Consider the following 13,362-nt stretch of genomic DNA (forward strand, 5'->3'; position numbering starts at 1 on the left):
ATCCTCGCATCGTAAAAAAAACCGCCTGAATAAGCTCAGACGGCGGTCAGGTCACGGGGGCGCACGTAGGCACAAAAAGTCCCGGACGATCGATTCTCTACGCTGGCATTATCCAGATCAGATTAACGGTCCGCGGCGCAATATGCCGCTATCTCAGCCTGATTCGCTCAAGCCCCCGTATCCCTATGCGATTGATATAAACATACACCAACTCCGCCCAGGCATCAAGCCTAAATTTGTACAAATCTGTAAACTAGGAGTTACCCGTCCTGTATTGATTTCGGCCTGATTCTGTGTCAAGATAAGCGGAAGTGGCAACGAATTCATCAATACCAATGCAGCATTACTGGACAGACTAGGAGGATGCGATTTGGCCGCGACATGGATGAAATGGATGACAGAGCTCTCCTCCCGGAAATGGTTATCCCGGTTGATGGGCAAGTTCTCCCATTCGGGGGTTAGCCGAGCAATGATCCCTTTTTTCGCAAAATCGTATGGCATTCCGCTGCATGAAGCGGAGAAGGAGCTTCGGGAATATCGCACGTTAAACGAGTTCTTCACCCGCAAATTAAAGCCGGGCATGCGCCCGCTGCACGCGGAGCCGGGAGTGATGATCAGTCCAGTGGACGCGCTGATTACGTTTATGGGCGAGGTGCAATCCGGCACGATCTTGAACGTCAAAGGACAGGATTATTCCTTGGAAGCGCTGCTGGACGGCTCCCCTCGTGTAGAATTGTACAAACACGGTTACGCCTTTGTTCTTTATCTGAGTCCTACCGATTATCACCGGATTCACGCACCCGTGACGGGCAAGAAGCTGGAATGCGAGCACATCAAAGGCCGGGTCTACCCGGTGAACGATTTTGGCATGCGCCATATGAAGAAGGTGTTGTGCCGAAACGAACGCTTGATCACTTACATTTCCCACGACTATGGGGAAATCGCCCTCGTGAAGGTCGGCGCGATGAACGTGAGCAGCATCCAGTACACCGACCCTTCGGTAAAATCCTGGGAGCAAGGCGACGACCTGGCTTATTTCGAGTTTGGATCCACCGTCGTTCTGCTCACCCAGAACGGCACCTTCACCCCATTGCCTGAACTTGCGCCCGGACAGAAGGTACGGATGGGCGAAGCGCTGGGCCGGTTTAACTCCGCAAAACCAAGCTAATTCAGTGATCATCGCCCGCCGGCTTCGGCCGGCTCTTCCCCTTTATTGCACCGTAATGCTGCCGATGGAAGTCTCCAGCGCGACCAACGGCCCTCCGCCGCCTCGCTCGCTTCGTCCCTTCGCGGCTCCAATGACTTCGCCCAGTTCGCTGGACGTTTCGAGATCGCAGTCTAACGACGGATCAAGCGTTGCCGTGATGCTGCCAACATCGGTGATGGCTTGAAGCTGACCGCCCGTATCCAGCGTGAGAATATCTAGATTGATGCTGCCGGTGGCTGTACGGATCGATGAATCCCCGGACAGACGGGCATCCTCGACCCGAATCGACCCGACCTCTCCCTTCAGCCGGTAGGTTCCCGTAAGCCCGCTCGCCGCGATCTCCCCGACATGGTTCGTGACTTCAAACTCCTGAATCCCGGCAGGGACCTCAACGACATAATCGATGCGGAATTCGGTAAAATGCAGCTCCTTCTGCGCCCAATCCCATAAATTTTGGTCCGGCGCGCCTTTGGCGTGCACGCGCACCTGAGCCGTATTGCCCTGAGAGGTGACGGTCACCTCGCTCTGTTCAAACAACGTATCCAGCTTCTCCTTACGTGCCGGCAGATCCGCGGCCTGGATGGTCGCTTTCACCACGAACTGATCGGACGTGCCTTCCTTCAACTCAAGACGCCCTACGGCATTCTCCAGCTGCAGCTTGCTGGCGTTGCCGATGGCTTCGCTTGTCGAAAGGTCATACGAGCGTCCCGTGAACGTCAAATCGTCCTTCCACTCGTCTGCGGCCAGCGCCACCGACTGCTGCACGGATGCCGCGGTCTCGCTGATCGATTGGCTTATCGAATCAACGGTATTCCCCAAGGTCTGCCCCCATTGCTGCTGCAGCGTTTCATTTTCCGCCGGACCGCAACCTGAAGCCAGGGCCAGAAGTACGGCCGATGCCGCCAGCCATGCGATTTGGGATGTACGTTTCTTTCGCATTTTCGTCCTCCTTCTATTTCCATCTATCCTGAGCTTATATCAAGGTTCCCGTGAACCACCACAGGCGCGGGACCGGTTTGCTCCCTAGACTTTGGTCAAGGAGACGGTTCGCAGGGCAAGCGGAAAAACCGCCGAGCATGAAGCCCGGCGGTCGATAAATGAAGCTTATTTAACTTTAGGGTGGGTTGGGTTAGATTAGAGTAGCCTGCTTAGCGGATTTCGGACGGGCTTTTTCCCGTATATTGTTTGAACTGGCGACTGAAGAAGAAGATATCCCGATACCCCAGCGCATCCGCAACCTCGGTCACATTCATGCCGGCATGCAGGAGCAAATGCTGCGCCCGGTCGATCCTTGACTTGATGATGTAAGACTGCACGGACATCCCGATAATTTCCTTGAATTTAATCGAGAAATAGCGCGGGGATAAGCCCGCCCGGGCAGCCAAATCCTGCACTTTGTGGGGAAGTCCGGGATGTTGCAGCACATAATTCGCCACTTCATGAATCACTTCATGCAGTTGGTTGCTGACCTTCTTCTCCACCGGCACTTGCCGCTCCTCCCGCAGCAAATGGATCAACAGCTGCTTGAGAATCAGCTGGGCCTCCTCCTCGGCGGCATAGGCTTTCATCAAGAATAAACGGACGTAACGAGACAACATATATTCGAAATCCAGCGTATCCTCCAGTACGCGGTAGGGACCCGGCACTTCCGTCACGGGCTCATGGACGTCGAAATGAATGTACGTCAGCACCAGCGGTTTCTGCGGGTTGTGCGTGGCACTGGTGTGATCCCCTTTTCGGAACAGGAAGCAGCTGCCTTTACTGACCGGAATGGGTTGGTCGTTCAGGACAACCGTACCTTCACCGCTCCACACATAGAAGAGATCATAATTCTGCAACGGCTTCTCCCGCTTGTGCCATTTCCAACCGGGTTCGCATACGATTTTGGCGAATGCCGGCTTCAATTCAAATGATGATGGTGAAACGTGAAGCATGTCCTTCCCCCCCATAAAAAAACTACAAACGCATCATTTTGCCTGATCCGTACAGTATCCTGCCCTCCTATTTTAATAACGAGGACAAGTTTATCACCTTTATTATACCTTTAAAGCGCACGGGTTTAAATATCCCCCCAGGCCGCTTTCATTCGAAATACACCCTCAAATGTAAATTGGTTCTTTTTTCTTGTCAATTTCCGGCGTAAGCTGAATGTCAAACAATCGGAGGGGGAACCATCCATGCGCAGAAAAGAATTTAGCATCACAGAAGAGGCGGAAATTCGCGAGTTTTTGCAGGAGATGAGCTTCGGTTTTCTCGGTACGGTAGGCGAGGACGGCTGGAGCCGGGTCACGCCGCTCAACTTCGTTTATGATGGCGAGCATTTCTATTTTCACGGAAGTCTGGCCGGAGAGAAAATGAAGCAGATCACTCGGGATCCGCAGGTCTGCTTCACGGTAGCCAAGGAGTATGCGATCATTCCGTCGTGTTTTACCGATCCCAAGCTGGCCTGCCCGGCCCACTAAGAAAAATAAGCCAAATCCGTTGTGATTTCACCGTGACGTGCCCGAGTCGAAATGATATAATGTTAGGCAGTTTAAGACGTTACTGTCCTAAAATATCAAACCGATTTGGAAGGATGAATGTGATGAACCCACTCGCGGAGCAGTTAAACGAGAGCGTCAAATCCGGCAACCGGCACGTGTATGACATGCTGTCCACGCTGGGCAAGGAAATTTACTTCCCGAAGGAAGGCATTTTAAGCCAATCTGCCGAAGCTTCAGCCCACGCTAAGAAATATAACGCTACGATCGGCATCGCTACCGAAAACGGCATCCCGATGCATCTGGCAGCGATTCAGGACACGTTGTCCGCCTATAAACCGCAGGATTTGTACCCTTATGCCCCGCCAGCAGGCAAACCTGAGCTGCGCAGCGTATGGCGTGACAAAATGATCCAGGAGAACCCGTCGCTCGAAGGCAAGAGCTTCGGCCAACCGATTGTTACCAACGCCCTGACCCACGGGCTCAGCATCGTCGCCGACCTGTTCGTTGATGAAGGCGATGTTGTCATTTATCCGGACAAAAACTGGGAGAACTACGAGCTTACCTTCGGCATTCGCCGTCACGCCGACATCGTGAATTTCCCGCTGTTCACCGAAGACATGACCTTCAACAGCGCCGGATTGCGTGAAGCGCTGCTAGCTCAGAAGGACAAAGGCAAAGCGATCGTTATCTTGAACTTCCCGAACAATCCAACCGGATATACGCCGGGCGCCAAGGAAGGCGGAGAGATCGTAGCTGCCATCCAGGCAGCGGCCGAAGAAGGAATTAATGTGGTCGTCGTGACCGACGACGCTTATTTTGGGTTGTTTTTCGAAGATTCCCTTCATGAATCATTGTTTGGCAAGCTGGCAGGACTGCATCCGCGCATTTTGCCGATCAAAGTGGACGGCGCAACGAAAGAAGAATACGTCTGGGGCTTCCGCGTCGGATTTATTACTTACGCCGCCGAAGACCAAGCGGTGCTGACCGCATTGGAACAGAAGACGTTGGGGATCATCCGCGCCACGATTTCGAGCGGTGCCCATCCTTCGCAGACGTTTGTGCTTCATGCCCTGAAATCTCCGGAATTTACCGCCCAGAAGGAAGAGAAATTCCGGATTATGAAAGGCCGGGCCAATAAAGTCAAAGCCTTGCTCGACAGCGGCAAGTATGGGGACGTTTGGGAATACTATCCGTTTAATTCCGGCTATTTCATGTGCCTGAAGCTCAAGACGGTTGCGGCGGAAGCGCTGCGCCAGCATCTGATCCACCAGTACGGTATCGGCACGATCGCGCTGGGCGACACCGACCTGCGGATCGCCTTCTCCTGTATCGCGGAGGAGCATCTGGAGGAACTGTTTGATCTGATCTATCAAGGGGTCCAAGACTTGCAGGGCAAATAGGCGGCGGGTCCGTCGGAGAACGGCACATTGGCCCACGCGCGCCAGCCCCTCTTCTCATACAATACGGTGTACTATCACAATACACCTAAATGGGAAAGGGGAATGAAGATGAGTGGAATTGAAGAAGCAAGAGGCGGCTACGGAGGCGGCTACGGCGGTCACGGCGGCCTGTTCACGAGCACGGGTGTGATCCTGGTTCTCTTTATCCTGTTGGTTATCGTTAGCCGTTCCATCCTGTATTAATCTGCTGAATAAAAAGTTTCCAAGCAAAAACGGACCGTCTCCCACCCGGGAACGGTCCGTTTTTGCTATTCCTCGTCTTCGTCCTCCTCGCGCCATCTGCGCTTCCAGGAAGAACGCATGCCTATCGCCAGCAGCAAGCCTGCGGCCAAGGAACCAAACGTCAAAAGGGCATCGCCGCCCGGTATGACGGCCATCGGCAGCCATAGCAATACCGTGATCGCGAACAGCAATCGGGAGCTTAATCGAAGCGTCGCCGTCTTCCGTGCGCCGGCAGGCAATGGATAGAAGGAGGCTGCCGGTGAGTCCCGATGGGTTTGGCGTAAGGCGGCTAGCTGCATGCCCGACAGGAACACAAACAGCAAGTGAATCGCCGGTCCGAGCCAGGATTTGTCGTTCCATCCCGTCAGCACCATGCCCAGCAGTGTTAGGCGAAGCAGGATGCCCAACAGCTCGCTGCGGACAAACGTCTTGACCAGCAAATAACGGTAGGCCTCGGCCGGCTGCCACGGAATCCGGTTGCCGATGCCGGACAACCAGCGGCGGCGGATCACCTTCTGTCCTTCCGACGGCACGTCCACGAACCAGCTGAGAATTATCTGCACCCGGGCCGCCGCCGTACGTTCAGCGGTGATCAGGTTGTCCCAAGGGACCCTGTATTTCATCGGAAACCGCAAGATCAGGCCGTAATTGAGGCTGACGAGCACCGTGAACAAGGTGCTTTTCCAGGCTGGCTGCCAGATCCAAGCCGCCGTCATCAGCAGCACAAAGCACCAGCGCAGCAAGCGGTACCCGGCTCTGGCCCGGGACGTCGTAATTCTGAGCTCCTGCCAAGCTCCGTAGGCACTTAACGCCTTGAGCAACAGCAGGACGACCAGCATCAGCCATAGGGGCTGAATAACCCCGCCCTCTCCGCTGCGCTGATACAACGGCCAAGCCAGCAACACCACAATATAGAGTCCAACCAGCTTATAAATCAGTCCGTTCCGAAAAGCCGGGGCTAGGTAGGCCTTCATTTGCGTCTCCTGCGGCAGTAAGAAAATTACGTCAGCCGGCTGCGCATAGGTTCGAAATCCGGCATATACGGTCAGCGGACCCCATAACAGCAGCAAAATCCAGCGAATCGGCAAACCGGGCGGAATGTTTTGCAGAAACGCCGTATACCAGGCCGAAAACGCAATAATAAGCAGGAGCAGCAAGACGGCGAGGCCGCTCTGAAAGACATAGGGCAAATACGGGAGCACTTTGCCCCAGAAGGCCGCTCTCCGCCGGCTTCGCAGCGTTTGAAGCTCCATCGCTATTCGCCGTCCTTCACTAAGGCGTAGAAAATTTGCTCCAGCGAAGCTCCCGAGGCTTGCGCCTGCTCCCCGATGTCAGCCAGCGTCCCTTGGGCCAGCACTCTCCCCCGGTGCAGAACGATAAAACGGTCGCAGTAATTTTCAATCGTTGACAGAATATGCGAGCTTAATAGAATCGAGGCTCCGCCTTGTTTCATTTCCAACATGAAATCAAGCAATGACCGGATGCCCAGCGGGTCCAATCCCAGAAACGGTTCATCGATAATATACAGCGGCGGCCGGGCGACGAACGCACACATGATCATCACCTTCTGCTTCATCCCTTTGGAGAGATGGGCCGACAGGCTGTCCGCCTTCTCTTCCATATGGAACAGCTTCAGCAGATGGTCCGCCCGCTCCCGGTAAGCCGCCGGCTCGACGCCGTAGGCCCGGGCTGCAAACTCCAAATGCTCCCGTACCGTCAATTCCTCATAGAGCAGCGGCGACTCCGGGACGAAGGCCAGCTGCGACTGATAGGCCTCCGGCGCATCGTCCCGCGTATTGCCGGAAATGCGAATTTCTCCCTGATGCGGAGTCATCAGTCCCAGAATATGCTTCATGGTTGTGCTCTTACCGGCCCCGTTTAACCCGATCAGCCCAACCATTTCCCCCGGCTTCACCTCGAAGCTTATGTCGTGAAGTACAGGCCTTCCCAAGCTGTAACCGCCGCTCAGCTCGTCGACCTGCAATACAGGCAGTTCACTTCCACTCAAACCTAACGCCTCCCACGATCCGCCTAACTGCGCGGCGGCTTATTTTTCAACCACTTTGGAGCCCCTTTATTCTTCCGATCCTGAAGACGCTCCTTCTTCCGCTCAGCGGTGGGCGATACCTTCCGCGATCCTCCATGACTGGAAGCAGATCGGCCGGAAATCTGTGCGGACGGGGATGTCCGTCCGTTACCGCCTTCCCCTGCTGTACGGCCAGCGCTCCCCGGTGTGCCTTTGCGGCGAGGAGCCGCGTCTGCGCCGGCCTTGCCGCGAACGGAGGAACGAGTTCGCTTGCCGGAACCCGCCTCGCCGGCATCCACCAGCTTCCCGCTATATAACGCCTTGGGCTCAATCTCAATGCCCAGTTCCCGAGCGAATTTACGCATAATGAATTCTTCTTGCGGCGTCACGATCGAAACGGCCAGGCCCTTCCGCCCCATCCGGCCAGTTCGGCCGACTCGGTGAACGTAATGCTCGGAATCAATGGGCGGATCGAGGTTCACGACCAGGGCCAAATTCTCAATGTCCAGTCCACGGGCAGCAACATCGCTCGCCACCAGCACGCGGATTTTCCCTTCGCGGAATCGCTTCAGCGTCAGGCTGCGCGCCGTTTTGTCCGCATCTCCATATAAAGCGCCAGCGCTGAGACCTACATAGTTCATCTTCGCTTCAACTTCAGCGATCTGATCCGTATTATTGATAAATACAATGGTCCGCTCCGGTTCGAAGTGGCGTACGATCCGCCGCAGCATATCGATTTTATCCCGCGCTTCGGATAAGAAGTAAAGATGCTCCACCGTTTTGGACGTTCGGTGCTCCGGTTCAATCCCGATTTCCAGCGGCTCCTTCATCTCTTTCGCTGCCAATGCCCGAATATCCGGGTTAATTGTCGCCGACAGGAACATCAGCTGGCGATCCCGCAACGTCCCGCGCAGAATGTGCTCCACGTCCGCTGTGCCGCCAAGTTGGAACATTTGATCCACTTCGTCCACAACCACGGTGCGCAGCGTATGCAGCTTGAGCTTGCGGAGCGCTAAAATCTCACGAATCCGGCCCGGCGTTCCCACGACAAGTTGGGGGTGCTGCTTCAGCTTCTCCAGCTGGCGCTTGATCGCAGCGCCGCCGATTAACGCCTGGCTTCGGATCCCCAGCGCTTCTCCGTACTTCTCCGCCTCCCGCAGAATTTGCATCGCCAGCTCCTGAGTGGGTGCTAATATCAACCCCTGTAACGTCTTCTCTCCAGGGGTCATCCGTTGCAGCAACGGCAGCAAGTAGGCCAGCGTCTTCCCCGTCCCCGTCTGCGACTGCGCAAGGATATCCCGCCCTTCCAACGCCGCAGGGATACACTCCGCCTGAACCGGTGTCGGCTCCGATATTCCGTAGTCCAGCAAGGCCGTGGTCAACGGCTCGCCAATTCCGAGCCCGGCAAATGTAATATTCGTCATTTCGCTATTCATCCTTTATTTTCAAAGTACTTGATGTCCTATGCCAATATTTTCATTATATGCGATAAGCCTAAGTCACAACAAATTTACACCGACGCAAAAAGCCTGCCTTCACAGGCAGGCTATTTCTTATTCATCATTCGATAGCTTAACCGGTCCGCGAGTCGCGGGAACATCTGATACCACTTTGCTCCTGCACCGGCGATCCAAGGCAAGTTGATTTCCATCGTGCCCTTCTCCGCCGCCTTCACCATCGCTTTCACCACACGCTCCGGCTTGAGCATCATCCAACGCACGTTGTTGACATAACCACCGCTTGGATCTGCAATATCAAAAAAAGGCGTATCAATCGGTCCCGGATTAATCGTTGACACCGTAATGCCGTACTCCCGAACCTCTTGGCGCAACGCGCTGCTAAAGCCAATAACTGCATGCTTCGTCGCGGTGTAGGCCGCAGACTTGGCCGTGCCGATTTTGCCGGCCATCGAAGCGACATTAACGATCCGTCCGGAACGGGCAGCCTTCATGGACGGAAGGGCCGCCTTCGTACACCGAACCATCCCGATGTAATTGACGTTCATCATCTCCGCAAATTCGGAAACCGGCATTTGATCCAGGTATTCAAACTTCCCGTAACCTGCATTGTTTAACAGGACATCGACCCGTCCAAATTCCTTCAGAATCTGATTGAATCCTTCCTTCACGGAAGCGTCGCTGCCAACGTCCATCTCCAGTACCCGATAAGGTCCGGCCAGACTCGCCGCAACCCGGTTCAGCTTCTCCGCATTCCGGGCAGCCAGAACGACCACAGCGCCGCGCTCAGACAACCTCTGCGCCGCCAAGGCGCCAATCCCGCTGGATGCGCCGGTGACGACAACGATTTTGCCCTCTAACGACATACTCACCTGTAACTTCCCTTCAAGAGGTAGTTCAAAAAGTCATCTTCCGTTCACGAAGCCGCATCAAGAAAGTGATTTAACCATGACTTTATGCTGTACCTAATCTTAAGAGATCATCACTTGAATGTCCAGTTCGCCGATGCCGTCCATCAGCAGTGGGATGCAAAGCGCCTTGCGGGGCCCAATCCCTGCCGCGTGCTCCATCTTAAGGACCTGCGGAGGCGTAATGTCCACAACAATTCCCTGATTGGACAAAATGGTGCTGGCATTCCCGCTGATCATGTTGCCGAGCTCGGAGATCGCGCTTTGTCCCATCTCATCCATTTCCGTCAGGACGAATCCGCCCATCATCGCCGAAACGATGCGCAGCGCCACGGCCTCTTGCAAACCGAACACCACCATGCCGCTGAAATGGCCCGTCATTCCGATTTGAATCCATATATGATCCTGCACAGGAATTACTTCTTTAACCCCCATACTCCCGGTGGAAGGCGAAACTTGAACAACCTGTTGAATAACCGAACGTGCGGATTCAAGAAAAGGATTTATGACTTCTGCTTTCAAAAGGATGCGCCCCTTTTCACTAGAAGAATAACTTTACGATTCAATAGACCCGGCATTTAGTTAAACATGAAATCGGAATGTGGATAACTCAGGCCTGTGGATAACCCGCCATCGCACTACGGAATGCCTGTTTCAATGCGTTTTTGGAGCCGGGCTTTTAAGTCTTCTTACGTTCTGATGTGATCCTGCGTTTTTTTGCACAACCCAAAGAAGACCTGATTTTTACAGGTCGAAATGCCGTTATGGCCAGGGATGAATCGAACCGTTAGGCCGCATGTAGAGTCGGAATGAAGCTTATGGCCAATGCTCTGAGCTTTTGCTGCATCGCATCGACGATTCCAGCGAGCGTCGGATTCGGCGCAAGCCGGATATGCTGGTAGCGACCGGAGCCGACCACATTGCCGGGTACCCGGATCACCGCTCGGCGAATCGTTTGGACTTCGCACCGCTGCAAGGTTTCCGGCATCAGCGTCTGTTTGAACCAGACCATCACGTTGTAGGCAATGGCCTTGATCCAGCTGAACAGCAGGTTGCGGAGCATGGAATGTTGGCTGTTTTGTTCCACCGCATAACCTTCTTTCAATTCATCGATGCGATTCTCGATGTTGGCACGCTTGTTGTACGAGCGAAGCAGCATGAGCGGCTTGAGATCGGTATTGGTGACAATGGCTTGGAAGGAATAGGTCGTGAGAGCCATCGTCAATTGGCCATCGGTTGTACGCTCGGTTTCGTGGGCTTCCCGGTAGATGACACAGCGCCTGGCTTTCTCCCAGTTGGTAAGGAGAATCGGGATGTCGGCAGCAGCCCAACGATCATCCTCGTCTGCGAACGTAATGTGCTCTTCCTTTTCGTTCAGCGTCTCCCAAAAGGCGGGATGCTGCTGCAGATAAGCGATGGCCTTCTTGACGGTCGCTTTCTTCGGGAGCTTGAAGATGTACTGCCAGCCGCGTTCTTCGGCGTACGCCATGACAGCTTCGTCGGCAAAACCGCAGTCGGCCCGGATGCCTTCGACGATCCATTCCGGCGGCAGCATCGCTTCGACTTCTTTAACGAACGAGAGCAAATCCTTCATGCCGTTCATGTTGCCGGGATTCAGTTGCAAGTGGATCAGCTCGCCGCTTCCGGCGATGAAAGCAACCCGGATCTTGTACGAGGGACGTCCGTGGTAACGCGGATTGTAGCCGTTTGTCGCGCCTTCCTGCTCCCCGAACAGCGTGATGACCGTGTCGTCGATGTCGATCCAGACCAGGCGCTTTTCGCCCGTCCGCGCCTTATGTGCCAGCAAATCCCGGTTTAACGCGACAAGCTGAATCAGATGGCTCCAGGTGAGTTTGCCCAGGAAATTGCGAAAGGTGCTTTCGTCAGGAAAACGCTCGATGCCGGTAACGATCTGGTAACCAGGGTCCGACTGCAGGGCATTCATATGTGAAAAACGTGTGTGGCCGAGTAGCGCGCAGTCCAGCAGGTGATCGACGAGCTTTTCGGCCGTGTAGACACAGTTGGCTGTTTGTTCCAGATGAACGTGACTCTCGATAAGGGTGTCCAGACCGATGAGTTCCTTGAACCTGGCAAGGAACTGGAAGTTCCCGGCTTCCGTGACGGTGTTGTTGTCGAATGTGACCGGTCTCAACTTCTTCATGATCTGCTTGATTCGGCGACGCTCCGCAAGAATTTCAATTCGGCGTTCGCGGCGTGATTTTCGTTCTGGCGCATGGTTCGTTGCTTGTGGTACCATGTTGCTAGGGACACTTCCTCTCGTTGGTTATTCGTGGTGGTTTAACCTTTGACAAGAGGCTTGCAGTGTCCTGTTTATTTTGCAAAAAAATTGGCAACTTTTTATGACGAAAATGCCTTGTCACAACGTGAATCTCTCAGATTTTGGCTAGGCTACATTCCGAATTCATGTTAAAACTTATTATACTTTATTCCTAGGCACAAGTCATTAAAAATCGAATGACGGGGACAAAAGTACTTCTAAAGGATGATCTTGTCGAATGAAGCCGAATGGCGTGTCATTGATTTAGCCAACGAAATTCCCCTATAATGAATTAATCATGGAGGAAGGCGCCGCATCCGGCGCATTTCCCAAGGAACGGGAAAGAAAGGAGGCCTTCTGGTGAATATTAGTCAGTTGGAGACGCTGATTACGATCTCCAAAACAAAAAGCTTCCGAAAGGCTGGTGAATTGCTCAACCTAACCCAGCCCGCAGTCTCGGCTCAAATCAAAAGCCTGGAGGATGAGTTTAATACCGTATTGGTTGACCGCAACCAACCGGTTACCCTGACGGACCGGGGGCAAGTTTTCCTTGAGCAGGCGGAACGCATTCTGGACATCGTTGAAGAACTCAAGCAGAAGCTGTCCGATATGGAGCATACCCCGCAAGGACATATCGTGTTAGGGACAACCACGTCGATCGCAATTCAAATTCTGCCGCGGATCTTATCGTATTTCCAAGACCAGTTTCCGCTGATCAAAACCACCATTCAATCCATGCCCTCCAGCCAGATCTATCAGAACGTGGAGCAGGGTCTTGTCGACATCGGCATCGGGTATTTGATCGAAAACAACCCGCAAGTTCTCTCGTCGGTGCTGTATTATGATACTTTCGAATTCGTCGTCTCGCCGCTGCACCCCTTGGCGAGCAACCCATCTCCCACTCTGGAATCGCTGCGCGGCATCCCTATGATCATGCTGTCTCCCGATACGGTCGGACGCCGGTTTATCGACGAGGTCTTCCGGCAACACGACATCGAACCGCACATCGTGATGGAACTGTCCAGCAGTGAAGAAGTCAAACGGATGGTGGAGATCAATCTGGGCGCGGCGATCATTTCACGGCAATCGATATTACGCGAGTTGAAACAAGGCACGCTAAAGGTTGTGCCGATCCCTGAGCTTGAAGTCACTCACCCGGTGGGCGTCATTTACAAATCCAGCCGATACATCAACTCGGCGATGCAGCAGTTTCTGGGTGACCTGAAGGGCATGCCGGAAACCCATTTTATCAGTTCTGAATAAACCAGGATACGCACGTGCAGATAAGCACAACACCTCAACGCCAACAGAAAGGAGCCGT

Annotated in this window: 12 protein-coding genes, 1 pseudogene and 1 riboswitch; of the genes and pseudogenes, 5 read left to right on the plus strand and 8 right to left on the minus strand. The window is 54.0% G+C overall.

All coding sequences use genetic code 11. The annotated features are described in order from the left end of the window. Positions 1-77 precede the first annotated feature (77 nt). Positions 78-189: riboswitch (TPP riboswitch) on the minus strand. A 181-nt stretch (positions 190-370) separates the two neighbouring features. Beyond that, positions 371-1,168, plus strand: a complete 798-nt coding sequence (gene asd, locus ACL02P_RS12255; protein ID WP_412837382.1) for an archaetidylserine decarboxylase — start codon at positions 371-373, stop codon at positions 1,166-1,168. 42 nt (positions 1,169-1,210) lie between these two features. Here asd and ACL02P_RS12260 read toward each other — a convergent pair whose 3' ends face one another. Next, complete coding sequence (locus ACL02P_RS12260) at positions 1,211-2,146, minus strand: hypothetical protein (protein ID WP_412837383.1); 936 nt, start codon at positions 2,144-2,146, stop codon at positions 1,211-1,213. Between the two features lie 209 nt (positions 2,147-2,355). Further along, on the minus strand, positions 2,356-3,141 hold the full coding sequence (locus tag ACL02P_RS12265; RefSeq protein ID WP_009225083.1) for a helix-turn-helix domain-containing protein: 786 nt from the start codon (positions 3,139-3,141) through the stop codon (positions 2,356-2,358). 243 nt (positions 3,142-3,384) lie between these two features. Between ACL02P_RS12265 and ACL02P_RS12270 the strand changes: the two are divergent. The 3 genes and pseudogenes from ACL02P_RS12270 to ACL02P_RS12280 all read left to right on the plus strand — a co-directional run. Beyond that, positions 3,385-3,663: pseudogene (locus ACL02P_RS12270) on the plus strand (pyridoxamine 5'-phosphate oxidase family protein); the annotation flags it as partial. A gap of 128 nt (positions 3,664-3,791) precedes the next feature. Beyond that, a complete protein-coding gene (locus tag ACL02P_RS12275) occupies positions 3,792-5,090 on the plus strand; it encodes an aminotransferase class I/II-fold pyridoxal phosphate-dependent enzyme (protein ID WP_036645138.1) in 1,299 nt (432 codons plus the stop codon). A 108-nt stretch (positions 5,091-5,198) separates the two neighbouring features. Further along, positions 5,199-5,333: a YjcZ family sporulation protein gene (locus ACL02P_RS12280; protein ID WP_232282282.1), complete on the plus strand. Its 135-nt coding sequence runs from the start codon at positions 5,199-5,201 to the stop codon at positions 5,331-5,333. Between the two features lie 65 nt (positions 5,334-5,398). Here ACL02P_RS12280 and ACL02P_RS12285 read toward each other — a convergent pair whose 3' ends face one another. The 6 genes from ACL02P_RS12285 to ACL02P_RS12310 all read right to left on the minus strand — a co-directional run bounded on the left by ACL02P_RS12285 (position 5,399) and on the right by ACL02P_RS12310 (position 12,020). Next, positions 5,399-6,625 carry an ABC transporter permease gene (locus ACL02P_RS12285; RefSeq protein ID WP_412837384.1) on the minus strand — a complete coding sequence of 409 codons (1,227 nt, stop codon included), beginning with the start codon at positions 6,623-6,625 and terminating at the stop codon, positions 5,399-5,401. Positions 6,626-6,627: 2 nt separating this feature from the next. Further along, positions 6,628-7,380 (minus strand): ABC transporter ATP-binding protein, encoded by a 753-nt coding sequence (locus ACL02P_RS12290; RefSeq protein ID WP_412837385.1) that lies wholly within the window; start codon positions 7,378-7,380, stop codon positions 6,628-6,630. Between the two features lie 23 nt (positions 7,381-7,403). After that, entirely contained in the window at positions 7,404-8,822 is a 1,419-nt protein-coding gene (locus tag ACL02P_RS12295; RefSeq protein WP_412837386.1) for a DEAD/DEAH box helicase, read from the minus strand. A gap of 122 nt (positions 8,823-8,944) precedes the next feature. Further along, positions 8,945-9,721: an SDR family NAD(P)-dependent oxidoreductase gene (locus ACL02P_RS12300; protein ID WP_412838239.1), complete on the minus strand. Its 777-nt coding sequence runs from the start codon at positions 9,719-9,721 to the stop codon at positions 8,945-8,947. A 105-nt stretch (positions 9,722-9,826) separates the two neighbouring features. Further along, positions 9,827-10,285 carry a chemotaxis protein CheX gene (locus ACL02P_RS12305; protein WP_323077551.1) on the minus strand — a complete coding sequence of 153 codons (459 nt, stop codon included), beginning with the start codon at positions 10,283-10,285 and terminating at the stop codon, positions 9,827-9,829. Between the two features lie 265 nt (positions 10,286-10,550). After that, a complete protein-coding gene (locus ACL02P_RS12310) occupies positions 10,551-12,020 on the minus strand; it encodes an IS1380-like element ISPaen1 family transposase (RefSeq protein ID WP_009225442.1) in 1,470 nt (489 codons plus the stop codon). A 381-nt stretch (positions 12,021-12,401) separates the two neighbouring features. On the opposite strand from ACL02P_RS12310, the gene ACL02P_RS12315 reads away from it, so the two are divergent. After that, a complete protein-coding gene (locus ACL02P_RS12315; protein WP_323077553.1) occupies positions 12,402-13,304 on the plus strand; it encodes a LysR family transcriptional regulator in 903 nt (300 codons plus the stop codon). Positions 13,305-13,362: the final 58 nt, after the last annotated feature.

The sequence above is a fragment of the Paenibacillus sp. MB22_1 genome (genome assembly GCF_047200555.1).
Classification (GTDB): domain Bacteria; phylum Bacillota; class Bacilli; order Paenibacillales; family Paenibacillaceae; genus Fontibacillus; species Fontibacillus phoenicis.